This is a genomic window from Gluconobacter cerinus (genome assembly GCF_002723935.1).
In the GTDB taxonomy this organism is placed as follows: domain Bacteria; phylum Pseudomonadota; class Alphaproteobacteria; order Acetobacterales; family Acetobacteraceae; genus Gluconobacter; species Gluconobacter cerinus.
In genome coordinates this window covers 207,578-229,277 of record NZ_BEWM01000002.1, presented here as the reverse complement: position 1 = coordinate 229,277, position 21,700 = coordinate 207,578, and the positions used below count along the sequence as shown (strand labels likewise).

Genomic DNA, 21,700 nt, shown 5'->3' with positions numbered 1-21,700 from the left:
ATCAATGATAATTTCGTCACAAAAAGACTGTTACCACCGGGATTCAGAATGATGTTTTACGGATATAGCAAAGGCCGTTAATGCCTAATTATCTGATATAATTGGGTATTATTCGTGATAAACGACGCCGATTGCTCTACAGATTTTCATCACATAAATACGTGATAAATGTTACTTTTTATGTGATATCTATGTGGAGTTACGGGTCAGAAGACGTATTCATCGCCTACTTACGCAGCCAGATTTTGGCCTAAAAACGATCAACACAGAATGAGGCAATTCACCCTCTCCTTCGAGAACGGGACAAACTGTGCGATCGGGATCGCGTGACACGCGCACCGTGAGGTAGAGGCTTTTGAGCAAAAAAAACGGCGGGACAAAGCCCGCCGTTTCTCAATTCACTTTATTTATCTGCAATCAGGGCTGAACAACCCGAAGCACAAAGCCCGTCAATTCACTGACAGTCTCTGCTTCCGTCCGGTCAGCTCCCAAGCGCAGCTCCGGAGATAATGGCGCTTCGTAAGGCGCTGAAACACCTGTGAACTCTGGAATTTTTCCCGAACGTGCCGCAGCATAAAGCCCTTTGGGGTCACGCTGTTCGCAGGTTTCCAGGGGTGTATCCACAAAAATCTCGTGGAAGCCCTCACCTACAATCTGGCGCGCCAGATCGCGGTCTGCCTGAAGGGGCGAGACCAGTGCGACAACGACAGCCTGGCCGCTCTCAGACAAAATTTTCGCGACATGCGCCGCACGACGAATGTTCTCGCGACGGTCTTCCGGCGAGAAGCCCAGATCGCTGCACAGTCCGGCCCGTAACGTATCTCCATCCAGAACGGTGGCTTTCACACCCTGCCCTGCCAGAGATACTTCTGCGGCACGAGCCACAGTGCTCTTGCCGGAGCCCGGGAGGCCCGTCAGCCAGAACACGCCACTCTTATGACCACGCGTCTGAGCTTGCTGTACAGCAGAGATACGGCTGGCCGTCGGGTGGATCGCATGAACACCATCTTCGAGTTCAGCAGGACCAATCAGCGGTGCGCCGCCAACAATCCGCTGATGACGATCGACCAGAACGCCACGTCCATCGCCCATTCCTGGAGAGAACGGGTCAAACAGCACGGCGTGAGAAGCAGCGAGCGTGATTTCAGCAAATCCGTCTGGCGGAACCTCATCGCCCTGACGCAATGTCAGGTCATCCAGATCGACAACCGCATCAATGGACGCCACCGTCACATCATGCTCTGCTGTCGTCAGACGAAGCGTGAAGCTTTCCCCAACACGAAGAGGCTCACCCCGCAGCCAGAACAGACGCGTGCGAATACGGGCAGAGCGCTCTGGTGCTGACGCTTTATCATCTGCCGGGAACAGCAGGTCCCCACGATCCGGCACGAGATCCGGCTCCAGGCGCAGCGCAATGGATTCACCCGCACCAGCAACCGGCAGTTCCGGCGCATGCCAGCGGCAAACTTCTGCAACGGTTGCGATCTGGCCCTGGGCACCAATTGCCAGACGATCGCCCGCACGGACAGTGCCACGCTCGATCCGGCCGGCAACGTAACGCACGCCATCAAAGCGATAAACGTCCTGCACCGGCATCCTGAACGGCAGAGACAGACGGGACGTCGGCGGAGGCACATTGGCCAGAGCCTCGATCAGTGTCGGCCCCTTGTACCAGGCAGACCGCTCGGAACGGCTGGCAATATTGTCACCATCACGCGCAGACGCCGGAACAACGGCTTCAACTTCGATTTCCAGACGACCAAGAAGCTGCCGGACATCAGACTCGGCCTGAACGATCTTGGCCTCGTCGAAGCCCAGAACGTCGGACTTGTTCAGCAGCACAATGACGTGCCGGATCCCGATCAGACGCAGCAGCATGGCATGACGCCGCGTCTGCTCCTGCGCACCCTCCTGAGCATCCACAACCAGAACGGCCGCCTCGGCATCGGCAGCACCCGTAATCATGTTGCGCAGGAACTGGCGATGGCCCGGCGCATCCACAATCACGAACTCACGGGAGCCCAGACGGAACGGAATACGCGTGGAATCAACCGTCACGCCCTGATCACGCTCGATCTGAAGGGAATCGAGCAGGAAGCTCCACTCCACCGCCAGACCACGCTTACGGCTGCTCTCAACGATCTGCGCCAGCTTGCCGTCCTGAAGGCTGTCCGTATCGTAAAGCAGACGTCCAATCAGAGTGGATTTACCGTGATCGACGTGCCCGACGATCACGATCGGCGTGGCGGCCGCGCGATACGCTCCAGAGAGTTCCTGGGTTGCGATAATGTCACCCATCTTACAGATACCCCGCCACGCGCAGACGCTCGAATGCGTCTTCTGATTCATGATCCATGGCACGCCCGGCGCGCTCGGATGTCTTGCTGCTTTCCAGCTCGGCAATCACTTCGGCTACGGTCGTGGCATTGCTCTCGATCGGGCTTGTGATGTCCTGGTCACCCAGAGAGCGATAACGCTTACCGTCCTTGGCAAAATACAGATCCACGAGGGGGATGCCTTCGCGTTCGATGTACCGCCAGATGTCGATTTCCCGCCAAGCCAGCAACGGATGGACGCGAATATGCATGCCATCTTCATACGGCGTGGCATACTGGTCCCAGAATTCGGGCGGCTGATTGCGAACATCCCAGCGATGACCGGCGCCACGCGGGCTGAACACGCGCTCCTTGGCACGTGTGGCCTGCTCGTCACGGCGGATACCAGCAATCACACCGCGCAGCTTATGCTTGTCGATCATAGCCGCCAGACCCGCCGTCTTGCGCGCTGCGGAACGTGCAGCGGGCGGCAGGGACGGATCGATTTCTTCGACTGGGGGGCAGTATCCCAGAAGGAGGTCCAGATCCCACTTCTTGGTGTACTCATCCCGAAAGGCATACATTTCCGGGAATTTCTTCTCGGTATCCACATGCATGACCGGGAACGGCACGCGCCCCATGAACGCCTTGCGCGCCAGCCAGACCATGGCGTTGCTGTCTTTCCCGAGGGACCACAGCAGCGAGAGGGGCTTCAGTTTCCGATAGGCTTCACGCAGGATGAAAATGCTCTGAGCTTCGAGCTGGTCAAGATCATCCATGACGCGCGGTTCCGCCAGAGTTTGTGTCCGCGTCATTGTCCGCTCCATGTTCATGCTGGCCGATGAATGCCGCATTCTGTCTTGGTCAGACCGGCCCAACGACCTGCCCGCCCGTCTTCTCCGTCTCCAACCGGCCGTGTGCAAGGCGCACAGCCAATCGAAGTGTATCCTTTTGAAACCAGAGGATGCCGCGGCAGGTTCCGACGACGCATTTCTGCTTCGATTTTCTCCATGCCCCACCCCGCAAGCGGGTTGAGCTTCACGGTGCCATCCGGCTGTGGTTCCACAATGGGAAGAGCTGCCCGTGTTGAGGCCTGACTGCGCTTGCGCCCGGTCAGCCAGACATCAAATTCCGGAAGCACCAACTCCAAAGGCTCCACTTTACGCAGGGCGCAGCAGGCATCCGGATCGAATGCCGCGAGCTGATCCTGTGGATCTCTGTTCTCAAGCTCCCGAGCCAAGGGAGAAATAGTCCGGACGTCCTGAAGGCCGAGCGCATCGGAAAGCTCATCACGATAGGAGAGCGTTTCCGGAAAATGGCGCCGCGTATCCAGAAAGAAAACCGGCACAGACGGGTCTATCCGGGCAATCTCATCCAGGAGAATGGCCGACTCAGCTCCAAATGAGGAAATAACAGCGACACGGCCTTTCAGGCTCACGAGCGCCTTTTCAAGTGCGTGACTCTCCGGCGTATCCAAAAGATGTTGAAGTTCGGATTGTGAGAGAGGCATTTACTGCACCCATATCCCTGTTCACACGCGCCAGAATCACGACGTGAAGGAGACATAGGCGCGCTTCACCCATTATTCAACTATTTTATTTTGTATAACCATATTAAATGGTTTAATTGAGTATTTCTCATCGATTGAAGCGCGGCAGAATTTTTGGCCTGATTTACCAATTAATGGTCAAATTTCCCGCAAACGACTCACCCCACAAACGGTGTCATTCCTAAAAATCCCCACACCACAAAATCTGGCACACTTCATGCATGAACCCAGGTATGAAACTGCGTTCATTCTTTTTTGGTCAGGGCCTTCCGCGCTTCCTTGTCGGCCAGACCGTGCAGCCGCAGGTGGTGGCGGAACTGATAATAGGTCAGCCCCAGAAGATCTGCGGCCTGCCGCTGGCTAAACTGCGCCTCCTTGAGGGCCGCTTCCAGCAACGCACGTTCATGACCTTTAACTGTCTCAGCAAAATCCAGCGGGAAGGTTTGGGGAACGTCTCCCTGAACATGACCTTCCCCGGTCGAGGCTGGAGCCACAACGCTGCTCCAGTCAGGCGTGACGAACGGATCAAGCACAATCTCATCCAGACGGCGCTCAGGCTGATCCATACGGTACACGCTGCGCTCCACCACATTCCGAAGCTCACGGACGTTGCCGGGCCAGTCGTAGTCAATCAGGCGCTGCAAAGCCTTCTGGGAAAACCCCGCAAAAAGCTTTCGGCCAAGTTCCGCGCTCATCCGCGTCGCAAAATGGTCGGCCAGCAGGGGAATATCGTCCTGCCGGGCTCGCAGAGGCGGGACATTGACCACATCGAATGCCAGTCGGTCGAGCAGGTCCGGGCGGAATGTTCCGTCCCGCGCCATGGCCGGAAGATCCGCGTTGGTGGCACCAATCAAACGCACATCCACGCGAATTGTCTCACTGCCGCCAACACGCTCAAAACTGCCGTACTCGATAACGCGGAGCAGCTTTTCCTGAACCGCCAGAGAAGCTGTGCCGATTTCATCCAGAAACAGCGTTCCACCATCTGCGCGCTCAAACCGCGACAGGCGGCGCTTCTGCGCACCCGTAAACGCGCCAGCCTCATGTCCGAACAACTCGCTGTCCAACAGCGCTTCCGGAAGGGCCGCGCAGTTCAGCTTGACCAAAGGTGCGTCCCAACGATCCGACAGCAACGCAAGCCGCGCCGCAACCAGCTCCTTCCCCGTCCCGCGCTCTCCGATCACCAGAACGGGGCGCTTCAGGGGAGCAAGACAGGAGATCTGGTCCAGCATCGCCAGAAATGCCGGAGCCCGCCCGATGGGTGTCAGAACCTCGTCCGCTTGGGTGGATCTCGCCATTTCTGAGCCTCGTTCGCCACTTCAGATTGTCACAACCATAACATCCCCAAAACGAGCCCGCTGACAAGACAGGTCATTGTGCTCTAATCCAGTTCTCAGGAAGGAAAGCGTCATGGGTATTTTTTCTCGGCTCGCCGATATCGTGAACTCCAATCTCAATGCGATTCTGGCCACGGCAGAAGATCCGCAGAAGATGATCCGCCTTGTCATTCAGGAGATGGAAGACACGCTCGTTGAAGTGCGCAGTCAGGCCGTCCGCACCATCGCAGAACGCAAGCAGCTTGAACGCCGCGTGCGCACCATGATGCACGAAGAAGACGAATGGCACCGCAAAGCCACACTTGCCATCGAACGCAACCGGGACGATCTGGCCAAGGCGGCGCTCTCAGCACGTCACACGGTCGAACAGTCCCGCGAAGGGCTTGAACGCCAGATTGCACAGGTCACGGAAGGTCTTGAGCAGCAAAACGACGACATCACCAAGCTTCAGGCCAAACTGGCGGATGCGAAATCCCGTGAGAAAACCCTGACCATGCGTGCCCGCACGGCAGAAGGACGCCTCAAGACGCGTGAAAAGCTCTACGATACCCGCATTGACGACACGCTGAACCGTTTCGAACAGGTCGAGCGCGCTCTGGATGAACTGGAAGGCAAAGCCGAGGCCTATGATCTGGGACGTCGGTCTGGTCGCCCCTCCCTGCACGAAGAGTTGGCCGCTCTGGAGACGGATGCGGTTGTAGAAGATGAGTTCGAGACTCTGAAACGCCGGATTGCGGAAAAGAAGCGCGAAGCCTGATGACTGCTGCAAGAAAGTCTGAGTCATGAATGAGGATATCGTCGCTCTTGTCCTGCTTTTTGGCTTCATCCCCGCGCTCGTCCTGGGCCCGCGCCTGTTGCGTGCCCGAACGGGCAACCTTGCCAATCAAGGCATCTCAGACCCACATCTGCAGGCTGCCCTGACACAGGCCGAGGCCCATGCTACGCGTCTGGAAGAAAGGATCGACCAGCTCGAACGCATCCTCGACGAGGATATCCCGGGCTGGAGAGCTAGGAGTTCACGATGACATCCCGCACCGCCCTGCGCATGCTGCTGCTGTCCATGCTGACAGGGGCAGTTTCTGCCTACCCGGCTCAGGCCGCGCGCGTCACCATGTCCGGATCTGATCTGGATATGGCGATTCCCTGCACAGGTCAGGTGCGGATCGTCGTAGACCCAAGCATGAAAGACGGCGCTACTTTAGACAGCAGCAATGCAACGCAGGTGACGATGCGCAGCGGCAAAGAAGAGTCGGACAGCCGCATCTCCATCGCCACGAAAAGTTGCGCACCCAATGGTAAGGTCACGATCAGTGTGTCGCCTTATACTGGCGTCTCGATCCATGACAGCCATGACACGCATTTCATCATCAAAGGAAAACTGGCGTCCCTTGATGCCAGCCTCGACTCCGCGACGATGGATATCGAGAATACGCAGTCCCTTGATCTGAGCATGCATGGTGCCTCCAGTGTGCATATCGGCTCTCTCGAACGGGCGGCCCAGATCGTGGCTTCCGGCACATCAACGCTGATCGCCGACTCTGCACAACTGACCGCTCTATCTGCACAACTGTCGAACGATGCCTCTTTCATGGTGTCACAGGGCAGTATCGAAGCCCTGACGATCGTGACGTCAGACAATGCGACCGCCACCGTTCATGGCAACGCTTCCGTTGCAACGGTGACAGCCAACGGCACAGGCGCCGTCAATATTGAGCGCGTCTCCGGCCCGATCGTTCGGTCTGGCAGTGGCGCAGTAAATGTCGGAACCCCGGCGGCCGTTACTCCGCCGCCGGCTGTCGTGACACCGGCCACACCACAAGTTACGACGACGTTGCCAGTCGCTCCGCCGCCCGTTCCCAAAGCTTCGGTGCCGGCTCCTCAGCCGCCAGCCTCAACAGAAACATCTCCGCAGATCAGCCAGCCTTCTGTTCCGGCTCCATCAACATCTGCACCACCAACACCAGTGCCTCAGAAACCGGCCCAGCAGGAACAGGAAGCCGTTCAACCTCCTGTTGTCGCCGCACCACCCCCGGCTGCCGTCGCACCAAGTACTCCCACCCAGACGCAGCAGACACCCTCAGTCAGTGTCCCCACGGCGCCGTCGGAAGCTCCTCAGAAGCTGCCACAGACTCCCCTTCCGGACACTGTGGCACCGCCACCTGCTCCTTCGACGCCAACAGCTCCGGTCATGCCGCCTCAGGGCGATACACCAAAACAGGGAGGCTGATGATGAAGACATCCCACGATCTGGTACGTTTCGCAGGGGGCGTCCTCGGCCTCCTGCTTGCTACAGGAACGATCAGCCCGGCCTTCTCTCAGGACGCAGCCCCTGCCATTCCCGCTCCACCGGCGCCACCAGCGTTTCCAATTTCAGAAAGGGTAAGCTCCGTCACGGGAGCCACGCTGGAACTGGCACCGACCTGCCTGACAGACCTTCATATTGTTGAGGGTGATATAGCGAAGGTTGTTCAGGGCAATGGCAACCTGACAGCCGCCGGGGACAAGACACTCAAACTTGCTCTGAGTGACCCATCCTGCAGCACCGAAGCCAGCTCGACAATTCAGGTTCCAGCCGGGACGAATATCCATCTCCGCGGCAACAAGACCGACATCACTGTCACTGGACCATCCGGCCATCTCAGTGGCTTTTCCGGAAGCGGTGACGTACGCGTCAACAGCGCAACGGGCGTGGATCTGCGGATGACCGGATCCGGCAATGTTTCCATCGCTACGGTGACAGGCGATGTACACGTTCTCAATTTCTCAAGCGGAGACCTGCTTGTCGGGCTCGTAACAGCACCTCGTGTTGAGCTGTCCGCGACATCGTCAGGAAACATGCTGCTTAGGAGTGGCTCAGTAGAGAACCTCTCCATTCGGGATCTCGGTGCGTCCGACATCACAGCACACGTCAGTACCATCTCAGCCAGCCTGTCACTTTATGGCTCTGGGAACGTTCTGGTCGATAGTGTTTCAGGAACATTATCCCGCAGTCACTACGGCTCGGGAGACCTGACAGTTCATACCACAGGCCCCGGCGTACATGTCACCGCAGCCGCACCGATTGATGGGCAGGCGATCACGAAAGACATTTTAGCCAGCCTTGGTCAGTCCGTGAATTTCGATTCTGGCACGCAGCAAGGCTGGGAGGCTCTTGGCTCTTTCGGCAAACATAGCAACGGCCACCATCTGGGCGGTCTGCGTCTTGTTCTGATCGTAGTCTGCGTCTGGCTGGTCCTGCGTCACGCCAGACGTTATCGCAAACGGACCGGGGAGTCCTTTTTTGGTGCTCTCTGGGCGGATATTGCTGAAGGCCTCTCCGCTTTCACGCGAAACTGGCAAACACGCATGGCTGACCGTCGCATGGGAGGACAATCATCTGCAGGTGACGCCCCCCATGTCTATTACACACGCCGTGCTGTCGATCTGTATGAAGAGGTTATTCACACAGCCAAGGATCAGAGCGCGCGTCACAAACAACGCCACGCCCCGGAGACGACATCTTTCAGTTCAAACCATACTCTGTCGCGCCTGAACGACCGCCTGGCTCGTATGGAGCCAAGGTTGGCGCGCATGGAACAGTTCGTAACCTCCCCGGATTTTGCTCTGGAGCGCCAGTTCCGGGACCTGGAACGCTCCGCCTGAGCAAGACAGACTTTGACGTAGCCGGGCGCGCAGGGTAGGGGCTGAAGGGTGAATGCCGTTCTTGATCCCATAGCGGCCCTTGGCCGTGCCGTCCTCGGACTCGTCCGCCAGTCGGGTGCTCTCGCCATGTTTGCGCTGGAAGGGCTGTCGCATCTCGTGCGGCCACCGTTCTACTGGCGCATCTTCCTGTCCACGCTGATCGAAACGGGGTTCTTCTCCCTTCCGGTTGTGGCCCTGACAGCCCTATTCTCCGGAGCCGTCATCGCTTTGCAGTCCTATGTCGGGTTTGGGCAGTATCACGTCCAGAGCGCTATCGCCGGGATTGTGGTTCTGGCTGTCACCCGCGAACTGGGGCCGGTTCTGGCAGGACTGATGGTTGCCGGGCGTGTCGGTGCCGCAATGTCTGCCCAGATCGGTACCATGCGCGTCACCGATCAGATCGATGCCCTGACGACACTTTCGACCAACCCGATGAAATATCTGGTAACGCCACGTCTTCTGGCGGGAACCATCGCCCTGCCCTGTCTCGTCATCGTGGCGGACGTTCTAGGTGTTCTTGGCGGTTTTACCGTATCGGTCGCGAAGCTGGGTTTTTCACCGTCCACCTACATCACGGCCACGCTGGATTCGCTGAAGACCATGGACGTGGTGGTCGGTCTGGTTAAAGCAGCGGCTTTCGGCTTCCTCATTGCTCTTCTGGGTTGCTACCACGGCTATAACAGTCGGGGCGGTGCGGAAGGCGTGGGGTCAGCCACGACAGCGGCCGTCGTGGGCGCCTCCATTCTGCTTCTGCTGTTTGATTACCTCCTCACAGATCTGTTCTTCTCCCAATGAGTACACCCAAAATCCGCATCCGCGGCCTTTCGAAGGCGTTCGGCTCCAAGGTCGTGCTCGACGGGATCGACCTTGATGTCGAGACCGGCACCTCAATGGTCATCATTGGTGGCTCCGGCTCAGGAAAATCCGTTCTTTTGCGGTGTATCCTCGGCCTGATCGAGCCCGATGCTGGCACTATCGAAATTGACGGCGAAAACGTTCTCACGGCTCCGCGTGGGCGACAGGAAATCCTGCGTCGACAGATTGGCATGCTGTTCCAGAACGCCGCTCTGTTCGACAGCATGAGCGTCGCGGACAATATTGCCTTCGGGCTTCGGGCCAAGCACTCGGACCGTGACGGCCCAGTTCCGTCCCGATCCAAGGCGCGTGAACTGGCAGGCGGAATCCTCCAGCAGGTTGGATTGGACCCCTCCGTTGGACAGCTCAGCCCGTCTGAGCTGTCAGGCGGCATGCAAAAGCGCGTCGGACTGGCTCGTGCCATTGCCGGACAGCCCAACATCCTGTTCTTCGATGAACCGACTACAGGCCTTGATCCCATCATGGGGGCCGTCATTGACGGACTTATCGTGGATTGTGTTCAGAAGCTGGGCTCAACGGCGATCGCCATTACGCATGACATGGCTTCAGCGCAGCGGATCGGCAATCAGGCTGCCATGCTTTACCAGGGCAAACTGGTCTGGCAGGGGCTGGCCGCAGACCTGATGAACTCAGGCAACGCAATGGTGGACCAGTTCACGCATGGACGCCGGGAAGGCCCGATCACCATGGAACTTCGCAAATGAAGCCGTTCCGACGCCCTCCCATTTCCCGCAGAGTCTGGCAGCGTCTTGGTCTGACGTATCTCATCGCGCTGCCGATGGTGTTCATTCTGTTCATGCACCCGCCCAAAAGCCAGAATATCCTTATTCAGGCACTGATCCTGCTTATGATCGTAACGGCTGCCCGCATCATGGCACGCATCATCATCCGGACAGACGATTAACGCCTTCTCTGACTGGATCATAACGTGAACGCTCCCTATATCGGGAGCATCCAGAGTCCATGTGAAGAGAGATTCCCTTGGCCAAGAAACCAACCGCACGCTTTGTCTGCCAGTCCTGTGGGGCTGTCTATTCCAAATGGGTGGGCAAATGCGAAGCTTGCGGGGAATGGAACACGCTGGTTGAGGAAACTTCCGAACCCACAGCCCGCAAAACGGGCAAGCTGAGCACCGGGCGTCTTCAGACCGTTCGCCTTGATGGTGAGGCCAAGCCGCCCCCACGCATCACGACAAGCATTGCAGAGCTGGATCGCGTTCTTGGCGGCGGCCTTGTGCCTGCATCCGTTGTTTTGGTTGGCGGTGATCCAGGTATTGGTAAGTCCACCCTGATGCTCCAGACAACCTGTGCGCTGGCTCGGAGTGGTCACAAGGTTCTGTATGTCTCGGGCGAAGAATCCGTCGATCAGATCCGCATTCGCGCGCAGAGACTGGAGCTGGACCGGGACAGCAAGACACTGGATTCCCTGGATCTGGCTGCCTCCATCAATGTTGGGGACATCGTGGGATCGCTGGAAAACGATCGGTCCCATACTGTCGTGGTCATTGATTCCATTCAGACCATGTGGCTGGAAAGCGTGGAAAGCTCTCCAGGGTCCGTAGCGCAGGTCCGGGCGAGTGCTTTTGAACTCATCCGTCTGGCCAAAACGCTTGGCTTCGCCCTGATCCTGATCGGCCACGTTACGAAGGAAGGGTCTCTGGCAGGGCCACGTGTGCTGGAACACATGGTTGATGCTGTCATGTATTTTGAAGGTGATCGCGGTCATCAGTTCCGCATCCTGCGCGCAGCCAAAAACCGCTTTGGCGCAACCGACGAAATCGGCGTCTTTGCCATGACTGATACGGGGCTGACGGAGGTGCCCAATCCTTCCGCCCTGTTCCTCGCCGAGAGACGCGGCAACATTGCTGGATCGGCTGTCTTTGCTGGCCTTGAAGGCACACGCCCCGTTCTTCTGGAAGTTCAGGCCCTTCTGTCCCCAAAAGCTGGCGACGGGGCGCCACGTCGCGCCGTTGTCGGATGGGATACGTCTCGCCTGAACATGCTGCTGGCCGTGCTGGATGCAAGATGCGGTTTGAAACTCGCGAACATGGACGTTCACCTGAACGTGGCTGGTGGGTTAAGGGTCAATGAGCCTGCCGCAGACATGGCCGTGGCCGCAGCTCTGATCTCCGCGGCGACAGGTCAGCCTGCATCTTCAACCGCGGCTTATTTTGGGGAAGTCGGCCTTTCTGGCGAAATTCGACAAGTTAGCCAGGCTGATCTTCGGCTTAAGGAGGTTGCGAAGCTGGGATTTGTTGAGGCTATTCTTCCCAGACGGGTTTCTGCTGCTTCCGCTCGCGTCAAGCCGCCCGCAGGCCTCAAATTACGCGAGATAGGGCACCTTACAGATCTCGTGGGTCTTTTCACCGAAACCAGTGCAGGCTGAATAAATCCTGCAGGCACATAGAAAATAAATCGTGAATTAACGATTTATTTGCGACATATTATTTCCTTCTCTGTCTAAGCTTTACGAACCATGACGGCCTGATTCTTTTCAGACTACTGAACGTCCATTGAATGTTCTGTTGTCGGGTGCTGTCCCTTCGAAAGCGAGTATTGAGATGGCGAGCCAGCAGACATCCTCCTCAACCCCACTTCCTTCAGGAAATGGCCCCGTTACGACCGTAAGCTCAGGCCAGGTGGTCAACGGTGGCACCATTTCTCCTGATGCAACACAGGTTGTTTCAGGAGGAACGGCAAATGGCATGCTGCTTCAGGGGAGCTCGGTTTTTTCCGCTGGCAGCACTGGCGCCGGCATGACAACCCAGTTTGCTCGGCGGGATATTATTGCCGGTGGCGCAGCAGTCTCCACAATTGTGAAAGACCTCGCCATCCAAACCGTTCTAAATGGGGGCGTCGCTTCAGGGACAGTCTTGAGCGGATATCTCCCACCCTATGCGCTGCAGAACACGAGTTCTTTTCAGGTCATCGAAAGCGGTGGCATCGCTATCGATACTGTTTTTTCTGGAAAAACCGGAGAAGCGCAGCGTTATACAGGCCTCACCCAGTCCTTCAGCTACATCAAGACATTCCAGACTGTCGAAAGTGGCGGCACAGTCTCGGGCAACCGGATCGGATTTGGCGGAGCGTCCACAATTGAGGCTGGAGGCAGCTCTGTTGACACGACCCTTTCTGGCTTCTCCAGTAGCTGGAACGGGTGGAATTTTCAGACGGGGCAAGGTGTAAATGTGACGTCCCACGTCTACGCTACTCTGGATGTTTCAGGCTACGCAGACAAAACGTCCGTTTACAACGAAGCGATCATGACAGTCGGTGGTACGGCCGATCATACCACCGTCTTTTCCGGCGGAAGCCTCACCGCACTAAACGGCGCCACGTTGTCGCACCTCACAGTCAGCAGTGGTGGCACCGTTAGCCTCGGCGCCAGTACAGTTCTGACAGATCCACTGACAATCGAGCGAGGGGGTGGAATTGTTTTTTCGGATATTTCTTCGACAAACGGGTTAAGCGCGGTTTTTGTTTCTACTCCGTCGGTCCAGAATGTCACAAGCGGCGCGACGGTTCAGGCGTCTTCTGAAGCCGCAACACCAGCGGTTTTTCTGGACGTCATGTCCAGTGGAACCGTTGTGAAAGAGATTGCTGTCACAAGCGCGTTCTCATCCCCGATCTATTTTCGGAATGCTCCTTCGGGCGGGGGGACAGAATTGCTTTACGGTACCCCCTGCTATTGTCCGGGAACGTTAATTCAGACTCCTCAGGGTGAGCGGCCTGTAGAAGATCTGGTTATTGGTGATTTAATTTTAACAGCGTCAGGGGATGCTCGCCCTATCCGGTGGATCGGACGTCGCGCCTATGACCCACTTTTTGCCTACGGCAACCGGGACGTCTTACCGATCCTGTTTCACAAGGGATCCTTGGGAAATAACCTTCCAAAGCGGGATCTGACTGTTTCTCCGCTACACGCCATGCTGATCGACGGCTATCTCATTCCTGCCCTACATCTGGTCAATGATCATTCCATTCTTCAGATTCAGAAACCGGAGACGATCCGATATATTCACATCGAGCTCCACAGCCATGACATTCTGCTTGCGGAAGGCGCACCCTCAGAAAGCTTTCTGGATGACAGATCCCGAGGGATGTTCCACAACGCACATGAATATGAAGCCCTGTATCCTGATGCCCCCCGACAGCATCCCAGATACTGCGCGCCACGTCTCGAAGATGGGCCTGAACTCGCCCAAATTCACAGCCGCTTGAAAGAGCATGCAAAATGTCTCTTTCCGAATAAAGCAGCCTGATCTGCAAGGATAAGTCTTCCCTGTGCCACAGTTTCTGGCTGGTTATATCGATATTTGTAACCATGATCGCATTGCTGGGTGGGCGGTTGATCTGAAAAATCCAGATCGACCTGTCCGCCTGCGCATTTTCCAAAACGGCCAGTTGGTTCAAGAAATTGCGGCTACAGCATTTCGCGCAGACCTGAGAAATGTAGCCCGAGACGGATGCTGTGCTTTTGACTGGGCCTGGCACGAGCCGCCACCGCATGAAGGGTGCCTGATAGACGTTCGTGACAGCCTGCAGGATCGTGCTTTTCAGGGTTCTCCTTTTCATATTGATCCGCAGCCCAGCCGTCTTGTCGGAACGATAGACATCGCGGACCGTCTACATATTGCAGGCTGGATCATTGATGAGCTTAATCCAGACAGAACAGTCTGGCTGACAGCCGTAATTGATGGCGCACAAACTGTACGTTTTCCTGCAAACCAGTTTCGCCGAGACCTGAGGGACGCTGGTCTGAATTCCGGCCGATACGGTTTTGACTATGTATTTGACGCCGCGTTGGATCCGCAACAAGACCACGTTATTCAACTATTCCATGGTCAGGAGCGGTTTGGTGAGCCCTGTCACCTTCCGACCGCCGAGCATCTGGATAAACCTCTCAAGCATTATTTCAGCGCACTGCTCCAAGGATTGAATACCCCAGCGGCGAGATCAGAGGCTCTGACGTTCCTGACTAAAGCGGCGGAGACTCTGCGACAGCAGACTGGTTCGGATATTGCCAGTATCGATGATCGTGCTTTTGCTTACCGGGCCAACCGACGCCACGACGATGTCACATCAGTCATGCCCTGCGCCCTTTTCGTGGACGACCGCGTTCCCGACCCTACAGTGGATGCTGGATCCGTAGCGCTGCTGTCTCATATTCGTGCGACACAGGCGATTGGGTATAATTGCTGCTTCATAGCGTCCCGTCAGGCACCTTCAGAGCAGGATTATCTCCGCCTTGCCTCGCTGGGCATCGACTGCCTGATGCCACCAGTCTTCACTGGCCCGGAAGAAGCTCTCAAACGCCTCGGACCAGGGCTGGATGTTATCTATCTTCACCGGTTGAATAATGCTGAAAGCTATTCCGCCTTATCCCGCGCCTTCGCCCCAACAGCGACACTGATCTGGAGCGTTGCCGATCTCGCATCACTTCGCCTGCAGCGTCAGGCAGGGATAGAAAATCGACCTGAACTTGCGCGAACATCAACGCGTATTGAAGTGCGGGAAAACATGTGTGCCTGGCTGGCAGATAGCGTTCTGACCCATTCTGCAATCGAAGCCGAACGTCTCGAGCGCGTGGTGCCTACAGCAAATATTCACGTTGTCCCTTGGGCGGTTCCCGTTAAAACCCGCTCCCGGCAACGCCAAGAGAAGCCCGTCATTGCGTTTGTCGCTCACTTTGCACATGCCCCAAACACAGACGCTGCAAAATGGCTCATTCTGGATATTCTACCGCGCCTTAAGAAACGCATTCCCAATCTTGTTTGTCGCCTGATCGGGAGCGCCATGCCGCACGCAGTTCACATACTTGCAGACGAAGACGTAGAAGTTACGGGGCATGTCGCCAACCTAGAAGATACCCTGTCCGACGTATCGCTTTGTGTCGCTCCGCTCCGTTATGGTGCAGGGATCAAGGGCAAGGTTTTGGATGCATGGTCTGTTGGACTGCCGATTGTCATGACGTCCGTCGCAGCGGAGGGGCTCGTAGATGCGTCCAGCCCGATATGGGCAAAATCCATCGCTGACAGTGCGGAAGATTTTGCGGAAAAAACAGCTGCTCTTCTGGTACCATCTGCGGCAAAGGCTCAGATAGCGGCCGCAAGGAAGCTACTGAAAGAGCGTTTTTCCGAGAAGGCTATACAAGCCAGTCTGGAAGACATTCTTCCGCCCGTGATGATTGAAACACTGCCACTGCCCGAGGACAGGTCAGAACCCGTCCTGAACTGATAATTTTCTAGAACCTGAATGTCACGTTTGACTGCGCATAGCTGCCACTTTGCGCGCCCGCTTTGCGCAAACTCTGTGACGCCATGAACCGCGCTCCATAGATCTGCCAGGTCAGATGATGGTTGATCTGAAGCGTCAGCGAAGCCTGCGGTACGACGCCCACATATCCTCCCCGATAAGCATGAGCGAATGTGTATGGGCCGGATGAACTCCAGATCGCTCCGTTTGCGTTTTCCCGCCACATAAACGGTGCCTTCAGACGCAGGGACGCAAAGCCCTTCCAGGGTGTGATGCTGACAACCGGCGACAGGCTCACCAGATTGGACGGTGAAATATAGGTCGTCGTATCCAGATAGTTGGTCTGTGGATTAAACGGCGCCATGTAAGTGCGCACCGTTCCATTCTGACCATCCGACCCACCGGAATAAATATCTGCCTGCACACCCAAGAAGGGATGCAAGGGAGAAGGTGTATGCCTGTAACCTATGATCGTGTTGACGGCCCAGGCACGAACGCTGCTTTTCCGCTCTGTCCCGGCGTATTGGAATGTTCCGTTCTGGTAGAGTGCCCCCACCGAGTATTCGACGGAGGCGGATGTTCCATACCAGCGAAACCCCAGATTACCGCGGGAGGATGTCCCTTTAAGAACGCGCGCTGCTGTCGGAACGGCAGACAGGCCGCTGCTGTATCTGTATCGGATATAAAACAGGTCCAGAAACGAGTGAACGCGCTCGCCACCAACGGAAAATGCTGGAACGATCATCGTGGTGTTTCCACCATAAAGGCGCGTCCCATAATCCTCGGTGTTGTGGAACATGAGAGGACTGTCTGTTTTCGTCTGAACGAAATCGTATGCGTCCACTCGGATCCGGGGCCAGAGGGCGTAAAACCGGCCACCATTCCAAGACAGGGGAACGTTTGGAGTTTCACGATTGTACAACATGTAGGACGGAGCATCGAGGAACTGCTGGCGTCCAAACATAAAGCCTGTTTGTGCGCCGGCGACTTTGGCCTTCAGTTCGACGAAACCCTGTTGCAGGTCCAGCCTCTTGCGATATGTCGACCCATACCCGAACCCCTTCCAACCGCCTGCATCCGCATTGATGAGCTGACCGAAAAAACGCACGTGCTCACCCAGATGCAAGTCTGCCCCGATCAGATTTCGGATGCCGAAGCGGCCTGACTGGGCTTTTCCACTGCGCCCCAGAAATGGCGCTTCCTCATACCAGTTTCGTAACCGCGATTCTCCCGACAGGGTCAGCCAGATCGTGCGGCTATTGTTCAGGGCGATGAATTTGAGTGGATCAAAAAAGTCCGTACGCTTGCTTTTGTCTCGCAGATAGCTCCAGTCCTCCGCCCAGGCCGCTGCGCCGTAGCGACCCACGGGGCCAAACCCCGCCGCTTCGCCGTTTCCGTAGTTGAAATCACCCCACGGCCCCTGATGACCATTCGGTGCACGGTTCTGCTTGGCAGTGATTCGCCGTGGCTGGCCGACCACGCCGGCATGGGGATAATCCTGGATGATCGGTCGCTCGGTGGAAGGAACCTTGATCCACTCCTCCTCTGTTGGAGGGGACTCAATCGGACTGGCTTTCAAAGGAACGGTCTGGGCACCTGCGTGATGACCCAGGTTGACCGTCAAAAGAAGCACTCCGGCAATGAGGCTTCTTTCATGACGGAAAGAGACGACAGAAAGAAGCATCGAGAACCACAATTTGACATGAAGAGGCAACGAAAACGAGTGAGCCTCATATTACACAGTATGTAAAGAGAGATTTTATTTATAACTTTTTTATTTAGTTGTTTATAGATCCGGGCGAGAGATGGCCATCTGACCACGTGTCAGGTCTCGCAGGTATTCCGTGATCATGTCTGCCTCTTCAACAGGCACAGCGACCGTCAACCACGCACCTTCTGCATCAAAGTCACACAGTGTCTTTTCTGCCCGCCACCCCGGAAGTTTGGCTTCAACCTGCGCATAAACCGAGAATGGGCAATGAAACCGCAGGGGCAGGGTTTCGATCCGCTCGATTTTGGCCGCCTCTCGCAGACAGGCCGCAGCCGCACCGCCATATGCCCGAACAAGCCCACCGGCCCCCAATTTTACACCACCGAACCACCGGGTGACGACAACCATCACATTGTCGAAATCCTGCCCCTCAATCGCAGAAAGGATCGGGCGCCCTGCTGTTCCGGAGGGTTCTCCATCATCGCTGGCACGGTATCTTTGACCCGTCCGGAAGGCCCAGCAATTATGAGTCGCGTCCGGGACAGCAACCTCAGCAAAGAACGCCAGTGCTGCGGCTTCATCTGCAACAGGGGCCGCGCGCGCAAGGAAAGTGCTGCCCTTGATCACACTTTCATGTTCAGCCAAGCCATCGAGAGTCCACGTCATGGCTTCCATTGTGCCCCATGATGGCGGAAATGTCAGGTTGGGGTAGGGAAATGCTGCCCGTTCTGTTAAGGGTAGGCCCCATGTTTTCGGATCTGATCGGCCGGCTGAATGCCGCCTGTGCACGTCGTGCGCCACTGGTGGTGGTTCTGTTTGCGCTCCTCTGTGCGGGATGTGTCGCACTGAGTATCACGCGCCTCAGTGTGACAACTGATACCGGCAAGATGTTTGCCAGCGACTTGCCGTGGAAACAGCGGACGGACGAGATGAACCGTCTCTTCCCGCAGGATGACAATCAGCTCGTTGCCATCATCGACAGCCGCATCCCGGAACAGGGTCGAGCCACGGCACGGGCACTTGCTGCCGAACTCAGCAAAGACCATGAGCACTTCGAAATGGTCAGCCTGCCCGGCGACAACCCCTTCTACAACAGTCACGGCTTCCTGTTTTTGGACAAGAAGGACCTCGAACCCCTTCTGGATTCCATTGTCTCTGCTCAGCCCTTTCTTGGAACCCTGGCAGCAGATCCTTCTGCCCGAGGTCTATTCGGGGCTCTTGGCCTGATCGGAGACGGCATTCAAGCAGGACAAGGCATTCCCAGTGGCTTCAACGGTGCTCTGGACGGCTTTGCGGACTCTTTGACCAAAGCCGCAGCTGGCCACCCTCAGGATTTGTCCTGGCAAAATCTTCTCGTTGGTCGTCTGGCCGAACTGGGTAGCCGTTACGAATTTGTCGTCACGAAGCCCAAGCTGGATTACAGCTCTCTTCAGCCTGGCGAAGGCGCCACGACGGCGATGCGCAAGGCTATCGATAACCTTGAGTTCGTAAAATCCGGGCAGGCCACGGGCAGCATCACCGGTGAGGTCAAGCTGAACGACGAAGAGTTTTCGACCGTTGCGCACGGCATGGTGCTCGGTCTGGTCGTTTCGCTGGTTCTGGTCGCACTCTGGCTGATTCTGGCCGTGCATTCGATCCGTGTCATTGTCCCCATTCTGCTGACACTGATTTCAGGCCTTCTGCTGACGACCGGCTTTGCTGCGCTTAGCGTGAAGGAACTCAATCTCATCTCGGTGGCGTTCGCGATCCTGTTCGTGGGCATCGCGGTGGATTTTGCCATTCAGTACAGCGTACGCTTCCGGGGACAGCGCAACGAAGATGGTTCCATGCCGTCTCTGCATGACGCCCTCGTTCTTACCGGACAGGAAAGCGGTGCCCAGATTCTGGTCGCGTCGCTTGCAACGGCTGCGGGCTTTCTGGCCTTCACCCCGACAAGCTTCATCGGTGTTGCTCAGTTAGGCCTGATTGCTGGCTTCGGGATGCTGATTGCCTTCCTGTGCACCATGACACTGCTCCCGGCCCTGCTGACGCTCTTCCGGGCGAAGCTTGGGAAAGGGGAACCGGGCTTCACGTTCATGGCGCCAGTCGATCACATGCTGCGTCACAAGCGCAGAAAGGTCGTGGGCGTGTTCGCCCTTCTCGGTGTCGTGGGCGTTGCCCTGATGCCGCTGCTGAAGTTCGATGCAGATCCTCTTCATACGAAGAACCCAAATACAGAGGGCATGCACGCTCTCCACCTTCTGGAAGATAACCCTCTTACCACACCATATTTTGCTCAGCTTCTGGTCCCGAATGTTCAGGATGCGGCAAAGAACGCAGCGGCTTTCTCCAAGCTGTCGAGCGTCCATGATGTGCTGTGGCTGGGAGCGCTCGTCCCGGACGATCAGACCGACAAACTGGCTATGATCGAGGACACGGCTTCCATCCTTCTCCCGACGATTACTGTTCAGACCCCCTCGCCTGCACCAGACGCAGCGGCCATTCGTGCATCCGCACTCGCAGCAGCAGCCAAACTGGACAGCGTGAAAGATCAGCTTCCTGCACCACTTGAGAAAATCCGCCAGGCTCTCAACACGCTCTCGACAGCCCCTGACGCAACACTGGTCAATGCCAGCCATGCCCTGACACGCTTTTTGCCGGATCAGCTCTCCATGCTCCGCACGGCGCTTCAGCCGAAGCCCATCACGATCGACAATATCCCAGATGACATCCGGAAGGATTATGCACTTCCTGATGGTCGCCAGCGCCTGACGATCCATCCCAAGGGACAGATTTCCGAGACGCCCGTCATGCACCGGTTTGTGTCCCAGTTGCGTTCGGTCAATCCGGATATCAGTGGGCCAGCCATGGAGATCACCGAAAGCGCGAACACCATCGTTCATGCTTTCACGATTGCCGCCATTTCGGCTCTGATTATGATCGGCATCATTCTTCTGGTGGTGCTTCGCCGCATTCTGGATGCAGCTCTTGTTATGGCGCCGCTCCTGCTGTCGGCTCTCCTGACTGTCATCCTGATTGTCACGGTTCCAGAAACACTGAACTACGCTAACATCATTGCTCTTCCCCTGCTTCTCGGGGTTGGCGTGTCTTTCAATATCTATTTCGTGATGAACTGGCGCGAAGGCATCAAGGGGCCGCTAACCTCTCCGACCGCGCGCGCTGTTCTATTTTCTGCCCTGACGACAGCAACGGCCTTTGGATCGCTGGCAACATCCGCTCATCCGGGCACTGCGAGCATGGGCCGTCTGCTTCTCATGTCTTTGGGCTGCACACTGATCTGCACACTCTTCTTCGTACCGGCGCTTCTCCCGAAACGTCCGATCGACGAAGCCTAAGTAGACATAGTTCGTCACTAATGTGAACGACTGACCGCAACCGTTTCTCCACTCACAGGTTGAGACCTTCATAACCATGAAGGATCTCTCCGTGAGTGCAGACCATTCAGGACTTCCGCGAGGTATCGACCATGTCGGTATGACTGTACCCGACATCAACCTTGCCATCCGCTTTCTCGAAGCCGCACTGGGTGCTGTTGCGCTATACCGCAACGTTACCCACACCCAACCCCAACAGGGTCCGCAGACAGAGAAGATACTCGGGCTGCCAACCGGCAGTGTGGTCTGGGAGATGTGTATGATGTCTCTGGGGCATGGGCCCGGGCTCGAACTCTTTGAAATTCATGGCCCAGACCAGAGACCTGCCGTACGCGCCTGTGACTTCGGCGTACAGCACTTTGCCGTCTATGTTGACGATATTCATGCGGCCTGCACCCGCTTCACCAAAGCGGGTGGCGTGCTTCTGACAGAGCCACAGGGGCAGCCTTCTCTCGAAGCTGGCCCTGGTAACATGTTCTGCTACGGCCGTGCGCCTTGGGGCATGATTATCGAGCTTCTGTCCACACCCTCACGCAGCCGCTTTGACGATATCGCCCCAAAGCCTCGCTATCAGCCCCCAGCACGACATGAGGAACAATAAGC

At 56.7% G+C, this 21,700-nt stretch carries 18 protein-coding genes; 12 read left to right on the top strand and 6 right to left on the bottom strand.

The genetic code is table 11. The features are described from left to right. Positions 1–417: 417 nt before the first annotated feature. From cysC to pspF, 4 genes are all read right to left on the bottom strand, one after another. Positions 418–2,298 (bottom strand): adenylyl-sulfate kinase, encoded by a 1,881-nt coding sequence (gene cysC, locus GCE01_RS05010; protein ID WP_064275244.1) that lies wholly within the window; start codon positions 2,296–2,298, stop codon positions 418–420. A 1-nt stretch (position 2,299) separates the two neighbouring features. Further along, positions 2,300–3,094 carry a sulfate adenylyltransferase subunit CysD gene (gene cysD, locus GCE01_RS05005; protein ID WP_099211964.1) on the bottom strand — a complete coding sequence of 265 codons (795 nt, stop codon included), beginning with the start codon at positions 3,092–3,094 and terminating at the stop codon, positions 2,300–2,302. Positions 3,095–3,144: 50 nt separating this feature from the next. Further along, complete coding sequence (locus tag GCE01_RS05000; protein ID WP_099211410.1) at positions 3,145–3,825, bottom strand: phosphoadenylyl-sulfate reductase; 681 nt, start codon at positions 3,823–3,825, stop codon at positions 3,145–3,147. A 284-nt stretch (positions 3,826–4,109) separates the two neighbouring features. Further along, positions 4,110–5,162, bottom strand: coding sequence for a phage shock protein operon transcriptional activator (gene pspF, locus GCE01_RS04995; RefSeq protein WP_099211408.1), 1,053 nt, complete (start codon positions 5,160–5,162; stop codon positions 4,110–4,112). A gap of 112 nt (positions 5,163–5,274) precedes the next feature. On the opposite strand from pspF, the gene pspA reads away from it, so the two are divergent. The 10 genes from pspA to GCE01_RS04945 all read left to right on the top strand — a co-directional run bounded on the left by pspA (position 5,275) and on the right by GCE01_RS04945 (position 15,994). Next, positions 5,275–5,958 carry a phage shock protein PspA gene (gene pspA / locus GCE01_RS04990; protein WP_099211406.1) on the top strand — a complete coding sequence of 228 codons (684 nt, stop codon included), beginning with the start codon at positions 5,275–5,277 and terminating at the stop codon, positions 5,956–5,958. Between the two features lie 25 nt (positions 5,959–5,983). Beyond that, positions 5,984–6,226, top strand: a complete 243-nt coding sequence (gene pspB / locus GCE01_RS04985) for an envelope stress response membrane protein PspB (RefSeq protein ID WP_099211404.1) — start codon at positions 5,984–5,986, stop codon at positions 6,224–6,226. Then, on the top strand, positions 6,223–7,428 hold the full coding sequence (locus GCE01_RS04980; RefSeq protein WP_244591093.1) for a hypothetical protein: 1,206 nt from the start codon (positions 6,223–6,225) through the stop codon (positions 7,426–7,428). Before pspB ends, GCE01_RS04980 begins: the two co-directional genes overlap by 4 nt. After that, positions 7,428–8,843: a GIN domain-containing protein gene (locus tag GCE01_RS04975; protein ID WP_244591092.1), complete on the top strand. Its 1,416-nt coding sequence runs from the start codon at positions 7,428–7,430 to the stop codon at positions 8,841–8,843. Before GCE01_RS04980 ends, GCE01_RS04975 begins: the two co-directional genes overlap by 1 nt. Positions 8,844–8,891: 48 nt before the next feature. Then, entirely contained in the window at positions 8,892–9,677 is a 786-nt protein-coding gene (locus GCE01_RS04970) for an MlaE family ABC transporter permease (protein WP_046900490.1), read from the top strand. Next, the gene (locus tag GCE01_RS04965; RefSeq protein WP_064275241.1) at positions 9,674–10,462 is read left to right on the top strand and encodes an ABC transporter ATP-binding protein; all 789 of its coding nucleotides are present in this window, start codon (positions 9,674–9,676) and stop codon (positions 10,460–10,462) included. Before GCE01_RS04970 ends, GCE01_RS04965 begins: the two co-directional genes overlap by 4 nt. Next, on the top strand, positions 10,459–10,662 hold the full coding sequence (locus GCE01_RS04960; RefSeq protein ID WP_064275240.1) for a hypothetical protein: 204 nt from the start codon (positions 10,459–10,461) through the stop codon (positions 10,660–10,662). Before GCE01_RS04965 ends, GCE01_RS04960 begins: the two co-directional genes overlap by 4 nt. Before the next feature lie 77 nt (positions 10,663–10,739). Next, positions 10,740–12,143 carry a DNA repair protein RadA gene (radA, locus tag GCE01_RS04955; protein WP_064275239.1) on the top strand — a complete coding sequence of 468 codons (1,404 nt, stop codon included), beginning with the start codon at positions 10,740–10,742 and terminating at the stop codon, positions 12,141–12,143. 175 nt (positions 12,144–12,318) lie between these two features. Further along, complete coding sequence (locus GCE01_RS04950; RefSeq protein ID WP_244591091.1) at positions 12,319–14,019, top strand: Hint domain-containing protein; 1,701 nt, start codon at positions 12,319–12,321, stop codon at positions 14,017–14,019. 22 nt (positions 14,020–14,041) lie between these two features. Next, positions 14,042–15,994, top strand: a complete 1,953-nt coding sequence (locus GCE01_RS04945; protein ID WP_099211402.1) for a glycosyltransferase family 4 protein — start codon at positions 14,042–14,044, stop codon at positions 15,992–15,994. Between the two features lie 7 nt (positions 15,995–16,001). Here GCE01_RS04945 and GCE01_RS04940 read toward each other — a convergent pair whose 3' ends face one another. Both GCE01_RS04940 and GCE01_RS04935 read right to left on the bottom strand, forming a co-directional pair. Continuing rightward, positions 16,002–17,696: an alginate export family protein gene (locus GCE01_RS04940; protein WP_099211400.1), complete on the bottom strand. Its 1,695-nt coding sequence runs from the start codon at positions 17,694–17,696 to the stop codon at positions 16,002–16,004. Positions 17,697–17,798: 102 nt separating this feature from the next. Next, positions 17,799–18,398: an IMPACT family protein gene (locus tag GCE01_RS04935; protein WP_046900485.1), complete on the bottom strand. Its 600-nt coding sequence runs from the start codon at positions 18,396–18,398 to the stop codon at positions 17,799–17,801. Between the two features lie 71 nt (positions 18,399–18,469). Here GCE01_RS04935 and GCE01_RS04930 point away from each other — a divergent pair, with 71 nt between their 5' ends. Continuing rightward, on the top strand, positions 18,470–21,058 hold the full coding sequence (locus GCE01_RS04930; protein WP_099211398.1) for an MMPL family transporter: 2,589 nt from the start codon (positions 18,470–18,472) through the stop codon (positions 21,056–21,058). A gap of 76 nt (positions 21,059–21,134) precedes the next feature. After that, on the top strand, positions 21,135–21,698 hold the full coding sequence (locus GCE01_RS04925; RefSeq protein WP_099211396.1) for a VOC family protein: 564 nt from the start codon (positions 21,135–21,137) through the stop codon (positions 21,696–21,698). Positions 21,699–21,700 lie beyond the last annotated feature (2 nt).

Excerpts from the sequence above, each read along its gene's own strand:
- GCE01_RS04925 (WP_099211396.1), top strand. The coding sequence starts at position 21,135 with ATGAAGGATCTCTCCGTGAGTGCAGACCATTCAGGACTTCCGCGAGGT.
- GCE01_RS04950 (WP_244591091.1), top strand. The coding sequence starts at position 12,319 with ATGGCGAGCCAGCAGACATCCTCCTCAACCCCACTTCCTTCAGGAAAT.
- GCE01_RS04960 (WP_064275240.1), top strand. The coding sequence starts at position 10,459 with ATGAAGCCGTTCCGACGCCCTCCCATTTCCCGCAGAGTCTGGCAGCGT.
- pspA (WP_099211406.1), top strand. The coding sequence starts at position 5,275 with ATGGGTATTTTTTCTCGGCTCGCCGATATCGTGAACTCCAATCTCAAT.
- pspB (WP_099211404.1), top strand. The coding sequence starts at position 5,984 with ATGAATGAGGATATCGTCGCTCTTGTCCTGCTTTTTGGCTTCATCCCC.
- GCE01_RS04935 (WP_046900485.1), bottom strand. The coding sequence starts at position 18,398 with ATGGAAGCCATGACGTGGACTCTCGATGGCTTGGCTGAACATGAAAGT.
- GCE01_RS05000 (WP_099211410.1), bottom strand. The coding sequence starts at position 3,825 with ATGCCTCTCTCACAATCCGAACTTCAACATCTTTTGGATACGCCGGAG.
- pspF (WP_099211408.1), bottom strand. The coding sequence starts at position 5,162 with ATGGCGAGATCCACCCAAGCGGACGAGGTTCTGACACCCATCGGGCGG.
- GCE01_RS04965 (WP_064275241.1), top strand. The coding sequence starts at position 9,674 with ATGAGTACACCCAAAATCCGCATCCGCGGCCTTTCGAAGGCGTTCGGC.
- GCE01_RS04980 (WP_244591093.1), top strand. The coding sequence starts at position 6,223 with ATGACATCCCGCACCGCCCTGCGCATGCTGCTGCTGTCCATGCTGACA.
- cysC (WP_064275244.1), bottom strand. The coding sequence starts at position 2,298 with ATGGGTGACATTATCGCAACCCAGGAACTCTCTGGAGCGTATCGCGCG.
- GCE01_RS04975 (WP_244591092.1), top strand. The coding sequence starts at position 7,428 with ATGATGAAGACATCCCACGATCTGGTACGTTTCGCAGGGGGCGTCCTC.
- cysD (WP_099211964.1), bottom strand. The coding sequence starts at position 3,094 with ATGGATGATCTTGACCAGCTCGAAGCTCAGAGCATTTTCATCCTGCGT.
- GCE01_RS04940 (WP_099211400.1), bottom strand. The coding sequence starts at position 17,696 with ATGCTTCTTTCTGTCGTCTCTTTCCGTCATGAAAGAAGCCTCATTGCC.
- GCE01_RS04930 (WP_099211398.1), top strand. The coding sequence starts at position 18,470 with ATGTTTTCGGATCTGATCGGCCGGCTGAATGCCGCCTGTGCACGTCGT.